Genomic DNA, 16107 nt, shown 5'->3' with positions numbered 1-16107 from the left:
GCAAGAAAGGACTCCCCCGATGCAACGCCCCCTCGCGCTCGCCCTCGCCGCCTCGCTGGGCCTCGCGGCCTCCCTCGGCCTCGCGACCGAGAGCCGCGCCCAGGCGCCGGAGCCGCTGACCGTGCTCCTCGACTGGTTCGTCAATCCCGACCACGCGCCCCTCGTCGTGGCCCGCGAGATGGGGTTCTTCGAGCAGGCGGGGCTCGACGTCACGCTGATCGAGCCCGCCGACCCGTCCGCGCCGCCGCGCCTCGTCGCCGCCGGCCAGGGCGACGTCGCCGTCTCCTACCAGCCGAGCCTCTACCTGCACGTGGCCGAGGAGCTGCCGCTGCTGCGCATCGGCACGCTCGTCTCGACGCCGCTCAACAGCCTCGTCGTGCTGGCACAGGGGCCGATCGAGACCCTGGCCGACCTCGAGGGCAAGACCATCGGCTATTCCGTGGCCGGCTTCGAGGAGGCGCTGCTCGCGACCATGCTCGACGAGGCGGGGCTCACGCTGGACGACGTCTCCCTCGTCAACGTCAACTTCGCCCTGTCGCCGGCGCTGATGGCCGGGCGGGTCGACGCCGTGATCGGCGCCTTCCGCAACTTCGAGCTGACCGAGCTCGAGCTCCAGGGCTCGCAGGGCCGCGCCTTCTTCCCCGAGGAGCACGGCGTGCCGCCCTACGACGAGCTGATCTACGTGGTGCGGGCGGACCGGGCCGGCGAGCCGGTCTTCGCGCGCTTCCTCGAGGCGGTCGAGCGCGCCACGGTGCACCTGCTCAACCACCCCGACCAGAGCTGGGAGACCTTCGCCGCCGCCTACCCGAAGGCGGACGACGCGCTCAACCGCGCGGCCTGGGACGACACGCTGCGCCGCTTCCAGGCGAGCCCGGCCGCGCTCGACCCGGCGCGCTACGCCCGATTCGCCGAGTTCATGCGCGAGCGCGGGCTGATCGAGGAGGTCGCGCCGCTGTCGGACTACGTTGCGCAGCCCGCGGCCGGGGAGGCAGCAGCCCAATAGCGTTCATGCCCCGTTAAACTGCCACAATCTATCCCTCTTGAGGAGGTCCGCACACGGGGCGCGAGGCAGCGGGCGTCGAGCCCGCGGGGAGCGAGGGCGGCATGGACGGTAACGACCGAGGACGGCGGGGACGGCGCGAGCCGACCTTCGATATGCCGGCAGCGGACGCGCTCGACATCCGTCTCTCCCCGCAAGACCGCGCCGGAGGAGGCAGCGAGATGGCCCGCAAGGCCGCCCGCAGCCGCGGCGCCGCCGCCAAGGCGCCGGCCGCGAAGAAGAGCCCCCCGCGCCGCGGCGCGGCGGCTCCCGGCCGCGGCGGTGGTCGCAACGCCCCGCGCGGCGGCTCCGGCGGCGGGCGTGGCGGACGGCCGCGCCGTCGGCGCTCGCTCCTGGGCCATCTCGTCTACTCGACCTTCGTGCTCGGCATCTGGGCCCTGATCGCGGTGGCGGGCGTCGTGGCCTACCACGCCACCCAGCTGCCGCCGATCGACCAGCTCGAGGTCCCCAAGCGCCCGCCGAACATCGCCGTTCTCGCCGCCGACGGGACCCTCCTCGCCAACCGCGGCGAGACCGGCGGCTCGAACGTGCCCTACGAGGAGCTGCCGGACTACCTCCCCGACGCCTTCGTCGCGATCGAGGACCGGCGCTTCTGGTCGCACTGGGGCGTCGACCCGCAGGGCATCGCCCGCGCGCTGGTGACCAACCTGCGCGGCGACAGCGGCCTGCACGGCGGCTCGACGCTGACCCAGCAGCTCGCCAAGAACCTGTTCCTCACCCAGGAACGCACGATCTCGCGCAAGATCCAGGAGGCGATCCTCGCCCTCTGGCTGGAGCGGACCTACTCGAAGGCCGAGATCCTCGAGCTGTACATGAACCGCGTCTATTTCGGCGCCGGCGCCTACGGCGTCGACGCGGCGGCGCGGCGCTACTTCGACAAGTCGGCGCGAGACGTGACGCTGTCGGAGGCCGCGATGCTGGCCGGCCTGGTGCAGCAGCCCTCGCGGCTCGCGCCGACCCGCAACCCGTCGGGCGCCAAGGCGCGCGCCGAGGTGGTGCTGCGCGCCATGCGCGAGGAGGGCCTGATCGACGAGACCCGCCTCGTCACCGCGCTCTCGCGCCCCGCCGAGGCGGTGCGCCAGGAGGGCAGCGGCACGGCGAACTACGCGGCCGACTACATCATGGACGTCCTCGACGACTTCGTCGGCACGGTGGAGGAGGACATCGTGGTGATGACCACGATCGCGCCGGACGTGCAGGCGGCCGCCGAGCAGGCGCTCACCGCGACGCTGGCCGAGGAGGGCGGCACCTACGGGGTCTCCCAGGGCGCCGTCGTCACCATGCGGCCCGACGGCGCCATCGTGGCGCTCGTCGGCGGCAAGGACTACCGGGCGAGCCAGTTCAACCGCGCCACCCAGGCGCGCCGCCAGCCGGGCTCGGCCTTCAAGCCCTTCGTCTACCTCGCGGCGCTGGAGGCGGGGCTCACCCCCGACACGATCCGCGAGGACCGTCCGGTGACGATCGGCAACTGGTCGCCGGAGAACTACTCGCGCGACTTCCGCGGTCCGGTGACGCTGCGCGAGGCGCTGGCGCTCTCGCTCAACACGATCGCGGCGCAGCTCGCCGCCGAGGTCGGCCCGCGCGAGGTGGTGCGCGTGGCCCAGCGGCTCGGCATCGCCTCGCCGCTCGAGCCGAACGCCACGATCGCGCTCGGCACCTCGGAAGTGACGCCGCTCGAGCTCACCGGCGCCTTCGCCGCCTTCGCCAATGGCGGGGAGGGGGTGATCCCCTACGTCATCTCCGAGATCCACGCCGCCGACGGCCCGGTGCTCTACCGCCGCGGCGACCTCTCGCTCGGCCGCGTCGTCGAGCCCGAGCACGTGGCGATGATGAACGCCATGATGCACGAGACCTTCACGATGGGCACCGCCCGGCGCGCCGAGCTGCCGGGCTGGGCCGGCGCGGGCAAGACCGGTACGAGCCAGGAGTTCCGCGACGCCTGGTTCGTCGGCTACACCGGCGCGCTGGTCACCGGCGTGTGGGTCGGCAACGACGACGGCACGCCGACGCGGCGGGCCTCGGGCGGGAACCTGCCCCTGACGATCTGGAGCCGCACGATGAACGCGGCGCTCGCCGGCGAGACGCCGGTGGCGCTGCCCGGCGGCGGCGTCTGGCAGGGGCCGACGCAGCTGTGGAACGCGCCCGTGGCGCAGGGCCCGGTGGCGCCGCCGGCCAACGAGAACTCCGACTGGCAGCGCCCGACGGAGCCGGGCTTCATCGAGCGGATCTTCGGGATCTACTGAGGCGCCGCACCGCGCACGCCGCGCGAGAGCACGAACACGCCGCAGCCGAGCGCGCCGAGCACCGCGATCGCGCCCGGCAGCGCGAGCGGCGTCGTCGCCACGGCGGCGCCGAGCCCGATGCCGACGATCGCCGCGACCGACATCTGGCAGATGCCCATCAGCGAGGAGGCGGTACCCGCCCGCTCCGGGAAGGGCTGCATCGCCGCCGCCATCGATTGCGGCATGGTGAGCCCGACGCCCACCGCGTAGAGCGCCATCGGCAGGGTGATCTCGAGCGACGAGCCCGTGCCGACCAGCGCGAGCGCCAGCATCGCCGCCCCGCCGGCGGCCTGGGCGGCGAGCCCCACCACGATCGTGCCGTCGAGCCCGCGGCCCGGCACGAGGCGCTGCGCCAGGAGCGTGCCGCCGATGTAGCCCACCACCATCGTCGCGAAGGAGAAGGCGAAGGCCAGCTCCGAGAGGCCGTAGACGCCCTGCAGCACGAAGCTCGACCCGGAGATGAAGGCGAACAGGCCGGAATAGGTCAGCGTGTTGAGCGCGACGTAGACGCGGTAGCTCGGATGGCGCAGCAGGTCGCGAAAGCCGCGCAGGATCGAGACGAGGGAGAGCGGGCTCGGGTCGCGCGCCCGCAGCGTCTCCGGCAGGGCGAGCGCCACCACGACCGCTAGGGCGAGGCCGCCGAGCGCGCTCGCCCCGAAGATCGCCCGCCAGCCCAGCGCGGCGAAGATCAGGCCGCCGAGGATCGGCGCGATCGCCGGCACGAGGCCCATGATCGAGCCCATGCGCGAGAGCTCCCGCCCCGCGCGCGGACCGTCGTAGAGGTCGCGCACGATGGCGCGGGCGAGCACGATCGGCCCGGACGCACCGAGCGCCTGGACGAAGCGCGCGGCCGAGAGCGCCTCGATCGTCGGCGCCAGGGCGCAGGCGAGGGTCGCCAGGAGGAAGAGCGCGAGGCCGATGCCGAGGAGCGGCCGTCTTCCCATCCGGTCCGACAGCGGCCCGTAGAGGAACTGCCCGCAGGCGAAGCCGACGAGGAAGGCCGAGAGCGTCGCCTGGGTCTGCGGCGTCGTGGCCTCGAGCGCCTGCGCGATCGCCGGCAGCGCCGGCAGGTACATGTCGGTCGACAGCGGCCCGAGCGACGTCAGCATCGCCAGCGTGGCGGTGAGGCCGAGCGTGTCGGGACGCAGGAGGAAGCGGGCGTGACGCATGCCCCCGCTGTAAAGCCTCGCGCGGCGCCTGTCTCGCGCGCAGACGCCGGGGCGGTCAGGGACGGTGCGCGCGCAGGGCGGCGGCGAAGGACGGCAGCCCCGCGCCGGCGAGAATCTCCAGATACGCCTCGGGAGAGGGACGCGAGCGCGAGAGCGCGCGCCGCGCCGCGTCGACAACCTCCAGCATCAGGTCCGGGACGCACGAGAGCAGGCAGCCGAGCAGCGCGTCCGGGTCGATCGCCGCGAGCGCGAACGGAGCCAGGCTCGCCGCGGTGAAATGGCGATCGCGGGTGACGATGATCCGTGCCCCACAGGCGATCGCCGCTGCGACGACATGGCGGTCGTCGGGATCGGCGAAGGCGATGGTCGGCACCAGAGATTCGTACCCGACGGCTCGCGCGCCCGGAAGCGCGCGGTTCATGGCGTCCCGGCGGGCCTCGATGCTGCGCCTGTCCGATCCCGCCGCCTTCGCGATCGCCCGCTCGACCCACTCGCGCTCGATGTCGGCGCTCCAATACGCGTCGACCAGGCCTGCTTGCGCGGTGAAGGTGAGGATGTGAGCGGTCTGGAAGGGGAAGAGGACGCTGGCGTCGTAGACGACGACGGGGACCTCAGCCGCCATCGCGACGCATCGCCTCGTCCGTGAGAACTCCGAGCTCCGCGAGCGCACGCCGCTGCGCCGTCTCGATCTCGCGAAAGGCGAGGACATCCGACAGCCGGAGCCGGTACGCCTCATCCGTCCGGACGTGGGGAACGTCGCCGCGGGCGAGACGATGCGCCAGCATGGCCCGCGACATGGAGAGCAGGTGCGCTGCTTCGTCGAGGCCGATTTCCCGATCCTCGTCGATCACGGTGGCCTGCCCCGTCGTCGCCAGCAGGTCGAGCAGCTCCGACAGGACCGCCATCGTGCTCGGAGGGACGACGAAGCTCTGGGTAGAGTCGTCCGAGATCGTCAGGCGAACGCTGCTTGCCGTGCCCTGGCGAAGCGCGAGACGCAACGCCTCGACGGCCGGTCGCTCGTCGTCCGGTATCCGATGATGCAGGGCGATCTCCTCGGACATCCCCGACCCCTTTTCGACCATAGACGACATGCAGGACGCCTTCAACGCGGCGCGAGGCGCGCGAGCCACCCGCCATTCGCGCAGCCGGCTCGGGTTCACGTCCCGGCTGCGCCTACGATACCGATGACCGCATGTGCAATCAAGAACGGCGCCTGCGGGCTATCGCGCAATCGACAACGCCGAGCTCGGCAGCCTGCTCTCGATCGCCTGCATGCGCTCCCGGTGGCGGCGCCAGAGCGCGGCGTCGTACCCGCCGCCCCCGCCGCGTCGGGCGACGGCGACGGCCTGGGGGACCTCGGCGTCGGCCAGGGGCGAGCCGATCTGCTTCAGGTGGGCGATGGCGCGCACGCAATAGGCCACCGAGCGCGCGCTCATGCGGGTCTCGCCGTGGCCGGCGCGGTACTTCATCAGGGCGGTGCACAGGTCGCCGTCGGCCAGCCGCCACGCCTGCGCGAGGTATCGCACGCCGTAGCGCACGTTGTTGGCAGGCAGCCTCAGGCCCTCGACGCTGCCTCGGAAGCCGAGCATCGCGGCGGTGCCGGGGCGCACCTGCATCAGGCCGACCTCGTCGAGCGCGCCGAGCGCCGCCGGGTCCCAGGCGCTCTCGACGGTGACCACCGCCTCGGCGAGCGCGACCGGGATGCCGTTGCGGCGTGCCTCCGCCCCGACGAGCGCGAGGTGCGCCTCGCGGCCCCTGACCGCGAGCGCCTCCTCCAGCGTGGCGGCGAGCACGTCCTCGGTCGTGGGCGGCGATGCGGCGGGCGGCGGCGCGGGCAGGTCGAGGGCCATGGCCGCCGGTGCCGCGGACGCGACGCCGAGCGCGAGGCCGAGGAACGTGATCAGCAGGCGCACAGGACCCATGAAAAAACCCTCCCGGAAGCGATCGGCTCCCGGAAGGGTAGGTGCGCAATGCCGGCGGGTCCAGGGCGGGACCGATCAGTCGAGCGAGGAATAGCCCGACGACGGCCACAGCGGCTGCGTGCCCGGGGCGACCGACGCGCCGCGCTGCGGCGGCACCGGTGCCGTCGCCGGGTCGCGCGGGGCAGGCGTGCCGCCGAGCGGCAGGGTCGAGAACAGGCCGCCGAGCATGCGGGCGTAGAACGGCTCGCGGGCCTCGGCGGGCGCCTGCGGCGCGGCCGCGGGCACGCTCGCGGTCGCCACCGGGGCGGCTGCGGGAGCGGCGGGCCTCGTCTGCGCCGCGACCGCGGTCGGCGTCGCCTCCTCGAGCGGGCGCCCGCGGGAATCGACCGGCACCAGCCGCGGCCCGGCGGCGAGCGCCTCCGGGCGGCTGACGATGCCGAGGCGGTCGTCGTTGCGGTTGCGCCCGGCGTCGAGCGCCGCGAAGGCGGTGGCGCTCGCGACGTCCATCTCGCGGGCGTTGGCCAGGCCGAAGGAGGGATGGCCGCCGCCGTCCTCGTAGACGACCCGCACCGCCGGCTCGCCCGACTCGATCAGCCGGGCGACCTCGATCTCGTCCGCCTGCGCCCGTGCGCGAACCATTGCCGTCACCGTCGGGTCGGCCGGCGTGCAGTTCCGCGTGCCGAAGGAGTAGCGCCCGCCGCAGACCTCGACCGACGGCTCGAGGCGCGTCACCTCGAAATGGTCCCAGCCTTCCTTGAGGTTGCGCCAGAAGGCGATGTTGGGGTCGTAGCGCGACTGGGCGAGGTTCTCGGGCGTCATCCGGAACGGGTAGGACTGGAACTGGAAGGCGCGCTGGCCGCCCTCGAAGGCCTCGCGCGCGAGCGCGTAGACCTCGCCGATCGCCTCGTCGGTCATGGCGAAGCAGCCACGCGAGGTGCACGAGCCGTGCACCATCAGGAACGACCCGGTGCGGCCGTTCGCGCGGTCGAACTCGTTCGGGAAGCCGGTGTTGAAGGAGAGATAGAAGCTCGAGTTCGGGTTCATCAGTGCCGGCGACACGGCATAGAAGCCCTCCGGCGCCTGCCGGTCGCCCTCGCGCATCTTCGGGCCGAGCTGGCCGGACCAGCGGCAGATCGGGTAGGTGTCGAGGAGGGCGTAGCGGCCGTCCCGGCCCTTCTTCCAGACCTCGAGCTCGGACTCCATCTTGAAGACCCGCACCAGGATCGGGTCGTCCTCGTCCATGCCCTTGGACGCCATCAGCGCGAGCGTCTGCGGCGGGATCGGCTGGAGGTGCTTGTTCGACGAGACGGTACGCTCCTGGCAGGCGGTCAGCGCCAGCGCCAGCGCGGCCACGAGAGCGGCTCTTCTCACCATGGGGTCCCCACTTCCTCGCGCCCGTCGGCGCACCTCGTCCACGGCGCGTCGCGCGCGCCGCTCGTCCCCCGCACCGTAGGATCGTTAGCCTTACGCGAACCTTACCGCAAGACCACCCCCTCCCGGAGCGGTCTTCACTCATGGTGAACGCTCTGTTACGCGAGCTTGAGCTTGCGGCCGATGGCCAGAAACTTGTCCGCCCGCGCGGCGCGCACCGCGTCGGGCGACAGCGGCGCGAGCTCGGCCAGGGCGGCGGCGACGGCGTTGCCGGTCGCCTCCATCACCGCCGCGACGTCGCGATGCGCGCCGCCCACGGGCTCGCGCACGATCGCGTCGATGACGCCGAGCCGCAGCAGGTCCTGTGCCGTGATCTTCATGGCGGTCGCGGCGTCCTGCGCGCGCCCGGCGTCGCGCCACAGGATCGAGGCGGCGCCCTCCGGCGAGATCACGGAATAGATGGCGTGCTCGAGCATCAGCACGCGGCTCGCGGTGGCGAGGGCGATCGCGCCGCCGGAGCCGCCCTCGCCGATGACGACGGCGACGTTGGCGACGCCCAGCGCGAGGCAGGCCTCGGTGGAGCGCGCGATCGCCTCGGCCTGGCCGCGCTCCTCGGCGTCGATGCCGGGATAGGCGCCGGCCGTGTCGACGATGGCGATCACCGGCAGGCCGAAGCGGTCGGCGAGCTCCATGACGCGCACGGCCTTTCGGTAGCCCTCCGGGCGGGCCATGCCGAAATTGTGCCGGATGCGCGAGCGCGTGTCCGAGCCCTTCTCCTGGCCGATGACGCAGACCGGCTCGCCGCGGAAGCGCCCGAAGCCGCCGACGATCGCCTCGTCCTCGCCGAACTTGCGGTCGCCCGCGATCGGCGTGAACTCCTCGACGAGCCCGTGCACGTAGTCCGAGAAGTGCGGCCGCTGCGGATGACGGGCGACGAGCGTCTTCTGCCAGGGCGTGAGCGTCGCGTAGAGCCCCGCCAGCGCCTCCGCAGCCTTGGCCTCCAGCCGCGCGATGTCGTCGGAGATGGCGACGGCGTCGCGTTCGGCGCCGAGCGCGCGCAGCTCCTCGAGCTTGGCCTCGAGCTCGGCGACGGGCTTTTCGAAATCGAGATAGGTACGCATGTATCCGCGCGAATGGGACGGGCGGGCGCAGGCCGGAGAGGCCCCGCCGCGAAGCGCGCGGACACTGCTCGCAACGCTGGGGGAAGTCAAGGTTCGCCGCCCCGCCGCGAGAAGGACATAAAGACATGTTTATATGTTGATTGCCATCGGCTGCGGGGTCTGCTATGGCATCGCCGAACCACGACACCGAAGGGACTCTCACGATGGCGCAGGACTATATCGTCAAGGACATCTCGCTCGCCGATTGGGGCCGCAAGGAGATCTCGATCGCCGAGACCGAGATGCCGGGCCTCATGGCCACGCGCGAGGAGTACGGCCCGTCGCAGCCGCTCGAGGGCGCGCGCATCGCCGGCTCGCTGCACATGACCATCCAGACGGCGGTGCTGATCGAGACGCTCAAGGCGCTCGGCGCGGACGTGCGCTGGGTATCGTGCAACATCTACTCGACCCAGGACCACGCCGCCGCTGCGATCGCGGCCGCCGGCACGCCGGTCTTCGCCTGGAAGGGCGAGAGCCTGAAGGACTACTGGGACTACACCGCCATGCTGTTCGACTGGCACGGCGGCGGCATGCCCAACATGATCCTCGACGACGGCGGCGACGCCACCATGCTCGTCCACCTCGGCAAGCGCGCCGAGGACGGGGACACGGCGTTCCTGTCGAAGCCCGGCTCCGAGGAGGAGGAGGTCCTCTTCGCGCTGATCAACCGCCTGCTCGGCGAGAAGCCGAAGGGCTGGTTCAACGAGCTCGCCACCTCGATCAAGGGCGTCTCCGAGGAGACGACCACGGGTGTGCACCGGCTCTACATCATGGCGAAGGAGGGCAAGCTGCTCTTCCCGGCCATCAACGTGAACGACTCGGTCACCAAGTCGAAGTTCGACAACCTGTACGGCTGCCGCGAGTCGCTCGTCGACGGCATCCGCCGCGGCACCGACGTGATGATGGCCGGCAAGCTCGCCATGGTCGCCGGCTACGGCGACGTCGGCAAGGGCTCGGCCGCCTCGCTGCGCCAGGCCGGCTGCCGCGTCATGGTCTCCGAGGTCGACCCGATCTGCGCCCTGCAGGCGGCGATGGAGGGCTACGAGGTCGTGACGATGGAGGACGCCGCCCCGCGCGCCGACATCTTCGTCACCGCCACGGGCAACAAGGACGTGATCACGGCCGACCACATGCGGGCCATGAAGGACCGCGCCATCGTCTGCAACATCGGCCACTTCGACAACGAGATCCAGGTTCAGGCCCTGCGGAACTACAAGTGGACCAACATCAAGCCGCAGGTCGACGAGATCGAGTTCCCCGACGGCAAGCGCATGATCCTGCTCTCCGAGGGCCGGCTGGTGAACCTGGGCAACGCCATGGGCCACCCGTCCTTCGTCATGTCCGCCTCGTTCACCAACCAGACGCTCGCCCAGATCGAGCTGTGGCAGAACACGGGCAAGTACGAGAACCAGGTCTACGTCCTGCCCAAGCACCTCGACGAGAAGGTCGCCATGCTCCACCTGGAGAAGATCGGCGCAAAGCTCTCGAAGCTGCGGCCGGACCAGGCCGACTACATCGGCGTGAAGGACAGCGGCCCGTTCAAGCCGGAGCACTACCGCTACTGAGCGGATGATGCCGGCGGCGGTGACGCCGCGGCGCGACGCGAGACGAGGAGCCCCGGCCGGCGACGGTCGGGGCTCTCCTCGTCGAGGGGAGCGGTTTCCAGGAGAGCAGCGGCGAGAAAATTCATGCTAGACATGAATTTTATCTTGCAAAAGGAGAATTGAAGGCCTACCTACCCTCCAGCGGCGCGCAGCACGCCGTCGGACGAGGAAGAGGACAGGTCATGCCCAACGCAGCACCCACCCGCGCCCGGCGCATCGCCAAGGTTTCCGCGACGATGGCGGTCCTGACCATCGTCGTCGCGGCCCTGCAGGTCGTGGCCTACGTCGCGATCTTCCTCCACCCGGACGGGCTCGCCGAGCTCGCCGCCCGCGAGGTCCTGCCGCCCGGCGCCGCCTTCACGCTCACCCCCGCCTCGATCGCGGCGGGTTTCGTCACCGGGGCGATCCCGGTGGCGCTCTCCCTCTACGGCCTGTGGCACGCCCACGCGCTGTTCCGCGGCTGGCGCGACGGGCCGATCTTCACCGAGGCGTCCGGGCGCCGCCTGGTCCGCATGGGCGCGGCGCTCGCGCTGATGCCGGCCGCCGCCCTGGTCTCGAGCGGGCTGACCTCCCTCGTCCTGACGCTCGGCAACCCGCCCGGCCAGCGCACCGTGCAGATCGCGGTGAGCGACGACCCCATCGTCATGGCCATCGCCGGCGGGCTCCTCGTCGTCGTCGGCTGGGTGATGGCGGAGGCCGCGCGCCTCGCCGAGGAGAACGAGGCGTTCGTCTGATGCCGATCGTGGTCAACCTCGACGTCATGCTCGCCCGGCGCAAGATGCGCTCGAAGGAGCTCGCCGCCATCGTCGGCATCTCCGAGCAGAACCTCTCGCTGCTCAAGTCCGGCAAGGTCCGCGGCGTGCGCTTCGAGACGCTCGACAAGATCTGCCGCGCGCTGCGCTGCCAGCCGGGCGACCTGCTGGAATGGCAGGAGGGGGACGGCGGCGCCCCGTCGGCCGGCGCCGACGGCGAGGCTTGACCGCGGCCCCGCCGCGGCGGTCACGCCGCCACGGGTGCCGTCGGCTCCCAGCCCTCCTCGGTCTCGGCGAAGGTGATGACGCGATCGGCCTCGTCCTCCAGGTCTGCGATGCGCCTCAGGTACGCCCCGACCCGCGCGTCGCCGCCCCGATGCTCCGCATAGAGAAGCCGCAGCAAGCGATCGGCGACGGCGTCGACGCGGCGCGTCTTGCCCTTCTCCCACCGTGCGACGCTCTGCTCGGAGACGTCGAGCAACCGGGCGAGCGACGCCTGCGACAGGCCGAGCTCGGTGCGCAGGAACCGGAACTGCGCACCCGTCAGCCGGCGTGTCTCCTCGACGAGATGGCGGCCGATCGCCTCGTGCAGGCCATCGATGTCGTCGATCGCCACGAACGAGCGCCCCCCGCTCTCGATCCGGCGGAATCCGCTCGCGAGATAGACATCGTCGAGCCCGCTCTCCCGATAGTGGTACGGCTCGGTCATGAGGTGCTCCTAGATAACCGTTATGGCGATCAGCTCGGTCTCACGTACGGCGACGACGACCTGCACACGTCGGCCGGCGGTGAGTCTTCGCATCTTGATTCGCCAATCGCCCCACTGATCCTTGGTCGGTCCATGGATCGCTTCGCCATTGCGCAGGACGTCCAGGACCTGACGCATCAAGATCCCCCTTTCCTGCAGTCGCTCCTGGAAGTGCGGCGCCTCGAAATTGATGTTGCCGGTATTCTGCGCCAAGGCGCGCACGCGCGCCTCCAGCTCCTGGCGGGAGGGTCGCTCGGGGAAGGGGATCACTTCCGCGGTCATGCACCTATCAATATGATAGGGCTGCTCGCGCCGTCAATAGTCCGTGCCGTGGCGTTCCATGCCTCCGGCCCTGCGGAGTGAGCGCGACAGGCGCTCACCCCTTCAGCAGCACCGCCAGCTCCCGGTACGGATCCTCGCTCTTCGGCGAGGCCGGGTCCTGCCTGAGCGCGTCGTAGAGCCTGGGCACGATCGCGACGGCGCGGTCGAGGTCGGGGTCGGCGCCCGGTTGCCAGGCTCCCATCAGGCGCAGGTCGCGGGTCTCCTCGAAGCGGGCGATCAGCGCGCAGAAGGAGCGCACCAGCGCCTGCTCCTCGGGGGACCAGACCTTGCGCGAGAGCCGCGAGATCGAGGTGAGCGGGTTCATCGCCGGGTAGCGGCCGCGGTCGGCGATCCAGCGCTCGAGCACGATGTGGCCGTCGAGCGTGCCGCGGATCGCATCGGCGACGGGGTCGTTGTGGTCGTCACCGTCGACGAGCACGGAGAAGATCCCCGTGATCGTGCCCGTCCCCTCGTAGCCGGGGCCGGCCCGCTCGAGCAGCCGCGGCAGGTCGGAGAACACGCTCGGCGGATAGCCGCGCGAGACCGCGGGCTCGCCGGCGGCGAGCGCCACGTCGCGGGCGGCGTGGGCGTAGCGCGTGACCGAATCGGCGATGAGCAGCACGTGCTCGCCGCGGTCGCGGAAGAACTCGGCGATCGCCATGGCGGTGTTGGGCGCGAGGCGGCGCATCATCGGGCTCTCGTCGCCGGTGGAGACCACCATCACCGCCTTGTCGCGGTTCGCGCCGAGCGTCTCCTCCAGGAACTCGCGCACCTCGCGCCCGCGCTCGCCGACGAGCGCGATCACCACCGTGTCGACGGTCTGCGCGGCGGCGAGCATCGAGATCAGCGTCGACTTGCCCACCCCCGACCCGGCGAAGACGCCGATGCGCTGGCCGGCGCAGAGCGGCGTGAACAGGTCGATGGCCCGCACGCCGGTCCGGAAGTGCCCGCCGAGACGTGCGCGGCGCATGGCCGGCGGGGGCTCGCGGAAGGGGTGGACGATCGTCGCCCCGTGCCGCAGCGGTCCGCGCCCGTCGATCGGACGCCCGAGCGCGTCGACCACACGGCCCTTCCAGGTGGGGTCCGGCTGCAGCGAGACCGGCTCCATGCGCCAGGTGCGGGTCCCGAGCCGGGCGTCGATGGCGCCCTCGAAGGGCTTGACCGTGGCGCCCCGCGCATCGATGCGCACGACCTCCCCGATCTGCGGTCCGTCGGCGCCGGGGATCGCGACCCGCTCGCCGAGCTTCAGGAAGGGCGAGAGGCCGCCCACGCGGTAGTGCCCGGGGGCCACGGCGGCGACGACGCCGCCCTCGGCCACGAGCGGCACGTCGCGGGCCGCACGGCCGACGGCGTCGGCGAGGCGGTCGAGGGCGTTGGCGGGGCGCGGCGGGCTCACGGCCTGTCCGCCCCGCGCTCCGGCGCCCGCAGCGGCACGTCGCCGAGATGGCGCGCGCGCAGGGCCTCGATCACCTGCGCCGAGAAGACGCTGCGCGGATCGGCGGCGAGGCGCGCGGCGTCGACCACGACCGGCGCCGACGGCGGCGCCTCCGGCGGGGGTGCCCAGGCATCGCGCGGATCGACGGCTGCCGCCGGCGCGGTTCCGGCGGCGGTGGCGAGCGTCGGTGCGCCGCGCATCGCGGGCACGCCCTCGCTCGCCCAGAGGTCGATGGAGGCGTCGGCGGGCGTCTGCGGCGGCGGCGGGATCGGCGGTGGCGGGGGCGCGTTGGCGGCGGCGTGCAGCGCACGGGCGATCAGCGCCTCCTCGAAGGAGGGCGGGATCGGCGGGTTCGCCGTCGGCAGCGGCGGGGGCGGCGTGCGCGCGAGCCGCAGCGCCTCGCGCGCGGCCTCCAGCCGGCCGATGCGCGCGTGCGCCTGCGCATCCATGGCGAGCCCGACGGGCGGGGCGGAGAGCGGGACGACGACCTCGCTCATCAGGCGCCGCCCTCGCCGCCGAGCGTGCGGATCGCGCTCGACTGCGTGCGCTCCGACTGCTCGATCGTCTTCGACACCGCGTCGAAGGCCCGCGAGACCATGACGAGGCGCGTCATCTCCAGCACGGGATTGACGTTGGCGCCCTCGACGAAGCCCTGGGCGACGCCGTTGCCGACGAAGTCGAGCACCGGCTCGGCCGGCAGGTCGGGCACGACGCCGGAATTCTCGAAGCGTCCGAGCCGCGCGGCCTCGGGGATGGCGAACAGGCCGAGCGCGCCGACCTGGACGCCGCCCTGCTCGAGCATGCCGTCGCGGGCGGCGGACGGGGGGCCGCCGTCGGCGTCGAGCTGGATCGGCGCGAAGCCCGCGTCGAGCACGCGGTACCCCGCCGTGGTGACGAGCTCGCCGTTCGCGTTCATCGAGAAGCGCCCGTCGCGGGTGTAGACCGGCCCGTTCGGCCCCTCGAAGGCGAAGAACGCGTCACCGTCCACGGCGAAGTCGAGCAGGTTCCCGGTCTGCTGCAGCCCGCCGGCGTTGCGCGACACGAAGGTCTCGCCGGCCGAGGCGAAGGCGACCGGGTCCTTGCCGGCGGTTGAGAGCAGTTGCTCGAAGGTGATCTCGTCGGCGCGGTAGCCCACCGTCGACATGTTGGCGACGTTGCGGGCGATCGTCTCCATGCGGCGCTCGAGCGCCACCTGGCCCGAGAGGGCGACGTAGATGGAGGGCTGCATGGGCTGTCTCGTGGCTCGCTCTAGCGTCCGAAGCGGATCGATTGCAGGCTCATCAGCACGTCCGAGCCGATCTGAGCCGTGACCGGCTGGCCGATCGCGATGGTCGGCACCTGCGGCGCCACCGGCGGGTTGGCGACGTCCCAGAGCGCGGCGAAGCGCTCGAGGAAGGCGGAGAGCTTGCCCGGGTCCTTCATGTCGGCGAGGTCGAGCCGGTTCTCGATCAGGCGCGCCTGCTTGTCGACGTCCGCGCCCTGGATCGAGTCGGGCAGCCCGAGAGCGGTGCGAACCACCTGCGCGAGCGCGGGATCGGCCAGGATCTGGTAGGGGCTGGTGAGGCCGGACGCCTTGCGCTCGAAGTAGAGCGCGAGGCGCACGCCCTCGTTCTGCGCACCCTGCGTCTCCTCCAGCGTCTGGCGGACGTACTTGTCGATCGTGCCCTGCACGGCGCGCGAGAAGACCGTCGTCGTCTCGCCGTAGCGCTTGAAGTTGAAGGCCTCGACGAAGTCCCGGTAGCGCCGGTCGACGAGCTTCATGGCGAAGGCGTCGCGGGAATCGATGCCCTCCGAGAGCGCCTTGCGCATGAAGCCCTTGGCGTAGGTCATGTCGGAGAGGCCGTGCGCCTTCATGGCGAAGGAGAACAGGCGATCGTCGGCGAGGAAGTCCTCCATGGACTTCACCTGCCCGATCGTCTCCTCGTAGTACGCGATCTCCCGCGCCGCCTGGGGCGTCTGCGCGGTACGCTCGAGCGAGCGCGGCAGGTCGCTCGCCACGAGCCGGTAGGACAGGGCCGTCGCCAGCATGGGGCCTCCTCGCGCCGATCCCGGCGCCTCTCTCGTGCGAGGAGGATCGGGGGAGAGGCTTGCGCGGGGCTGGAGGGGGTGTGCGAGCGGGGCCTCGCCCGGGACGGCGGGTGATATCGTGGCGAGCCACGAGGACGGACTTGCCCGACGAGACGACCATCGGTCGCGACGAACCGCCCTGGTGTCGGTTGGAGGCGTGCTCGCGGAGACTTCTCCTTCCACTACAGGATTCCTCTGCGAAACGGCGGCTTGGCC

At 72.0% G+C, this 16107-nt stretch carries 17 protein-coding genes; 5 read left to right on the top strand and 12 right to left on the bottom strand.

Features of this window, described 5'->3' with window-relative positions; all coding sequences use genetic code 11:
- Nucleotides 1–19: 19 nt before the first annotated feature.
- Both G407_RS0107560 and G407_RS26335 read left to right on the top strand, forming a co-directional pair.
- Complete coding sequence (locus G407_RS0107560; RefSeq protein ID WP_029030327.1) at nt 20–1003, top strand: ABC transporter substrate-binding protein; 984 nt, start codon at nt 20–22, stop codon at nt 1001–1003.
- Between the two features lie 101 nt (nt 1004–1104).
- The gene (locus G407_RS26335; RefSeq protein ID WP_084327376.1) at nt 1105–3303 is read left to right on the top strand and encodes a PBP1A family penicillin-binding protein; all 2199 of its coding nucleotides are present in this window, start codon (nt 1105–1107) and stop codon (nt 3301–3303) included.
- Here the strand turns inward: G407_RS26335 and G407_RS0107550 are convergent.
- From G407_RS0107550 to G407_RS0107525, 6 genes are all read right to left on the bottom strand, one after another.
- Entirely contained in the window at nt 3297–4511 is a 1215-nt protein-coding gene (locus tag G407_RS0107550; protein WP_029030326.1) for a multidrug effflux MFS transporter, read from the bottom strand. The two genes, G407_RS26335 and G407_RS0107550, sit on opposite strands and share 7 nt — an antisense overlap.
- A 55-nt stretch (nt 4512–4566) precedes the next feature.
- Nucleotides 4567–5133: a PIN domain-containing protein gene (locus tag G407_RS26330; protein ID WP_052341069.1), complete on the bottom strand. Its 567-nt coding sequence runs from the start codon at nt 5131–5133 to the stop codon at nt 4567–4569.
- Entirely contained in the window at nt 5123–5572 is a 450-nt protein-coding gene (locus tag G407_RS32030) for a hypothetical protein (RefSeq protein WP_029030325.1), read from the bottom strand. The genes G407_RS26330 and G407_RS32030 overlap by 11 nt, the downstream gene beginning before the upstream one ends.
- Nucleotides 5573–5731: 159 nt before the next feature.
- Nucleotides 5732–6433 (bottom strand): lytic transglycosylase domain-containing protein, encoded by a 702-nt coding sequence (locus G407_RS31620; protein WP_156917497.1) that lies wholly within the window; start codon nt 6431–6433, stop codon nt 5732–5734.
- Between the two features lie 75 nt (nt 6434–6508).
- Nucleotides 6509–7807 carry a L,D-transpeptidase family protein gene (locus G407_RS31615; protein ID WP_156917496.1) on the bottom strand — a complete coding sequence of 433 codons (1299 nt, stop codon included), beginning with the start codon at nt 7805–7807 and terminating at the stop codon, nt 6509–6511.
- A 155-nt stretch (nt 7808–7962) separates the two neighbouring features.
- The gene (locus G407_RS0107525) at nt 7963–8925 is read right to left on the bottom strand and encodes an acetyl-CoA carboxylase carboxyltransferase subunit alpha (RefSeq protein ID WP_029030324.1); all 963 of its coding nucleotides are present in this window, start codon (nt 8923–8925) and stop codon (nt 7963–7965) included.
- A 203-nt stretch (nt 8926–9128) separates the two neighbouring features.
- Here G407_RS0107525 and ahcY point away from each other — a divergent pair, with 203 nt between their 5' ends.
- From ahcY to G407_RS0107510, 3 genes are all read left to right on the top strand, one after another.
- A complete protein-coding gene (gene ahcY, locus G407_RS0107520; protein ID WP_029030323.1) occupies nt 9129–10529 on the top strand; it encodes an adenosylhomocysteinase in 1401 nt (466 codons plus the stop codon).
- Between the two features lie 221 nt (nt 10530–10750).
- Entirely contained in the window at nt 10751–11302 is a 552-nt protein-coding gene (locus G407_RS30265; RefSeq protein ID WP_052341066.1) for a DUF2975 domain-containing protein, read from the top strand.
- The gene (locus tag G407_RS0107510) at nt 11302–11547 is read left to right on the top strand and encodes a helix-turn-helix domain-containing protein (protein WP_029030322.1); all 246 of its coding nucleotides are present in this window, start codon (nt 11302–11304) and stop codon (nt 11545–11547) included. Before G407_RS30265 ends, G407_RS0107510 begins: the two co-directional genes overlap by 1 nt.
- Before the next feature lie 20 nt (nt 11548–11567).
- Here the strand turns inward: G407_RS0107510 and G407_RS0107505 are convergent, their stop codons facing one another.
- From G407_RS0107505 to G407_RS0107480, 6 genes are all read right to left on the bottom strand, one after another.
- Nucleotides 11568–12029 (bottom strand): helix-turn-helix domain-containing protein, encoded by a 462-nt coding sequence (locus tag G407_RS0107505; protein WP_029030321.1) that lies wholly within the window; start codon nt 12027–12029, stop codon nt 11568–11570.
- Between the two features lie 9 nt (nt 12030–12038).
- Nucleotides 12039–12350, bottom strand: a complete 312-nt coding sequence (locus tag G407_RS0107500; protein ID WP_029030320.1) for a DUF4258 domain-containing protein — start codon at nt 12348–12350, stop codon at nt 12039–12041.
- Between the two features lie 94 nt (nt 12351–12444).
- Entirely contained in the window at nt 12445–13785 is a 1341-nt protein-coding gene (gene fliI / locus G407_RS0107495) for a flagellar protein export ATPase FliI (RefSeq protein WP_029030319.1), read from the bottom strand.
- A complete protein-coding gene (locus G407_RS0107490) occupies nt 13782–14321 on the bottom strand; it encodes a hypothetical protein (protein WP_029030318.1) in 540 nt (179 codons plus the stop codon). Before G407_RS0107490 ends, fliI begins: the two co-directional genes overlap by 4 nt.
- Entirely contained in the window at nt 14321–15052 is a 732-nt protein-coding gene (flgF, locus tag G407_RS0107485; protein ID WP_029030317.1) for a flagellar basal-body rod protein FlgF, read from the bottom strand. Before flgF ends, G407_RS0107490 begins: the two co-directional genes overlap by 1 nt.
- Nucleotides 15053–15072: 20 nt before the next feature.
- Nucleotides 15073–15852, bottom strand: coding sequence for a DUF1217 domain-containing protein (locus tag G407_RS0107480; RefSeq protein ID WP_029030316.1), 780 nt, complete (start codon nt 15850–15852; stop codon nt 15073–15075).
- Nucleotides 15853–16107 lie beyond the last annotated feature (255 nt).

Origin of the sequence: Salinarimonas rosea DSM 21201 (assembly GCF_000429045.1) — a bacterium.
Taxonomy (GTDB): Bacteria; Pseudomonadota; Alphaproteobacteria; order Rhizobiales; family Beijerinckiaceae; genus Salinarimonas; species Salinarimonas rosea.
The sequence above is the reverse complement of the archived record's forward strand: the minus strand, read 5'-3'. Positions and strand labels throughout refer to the sequence as shown.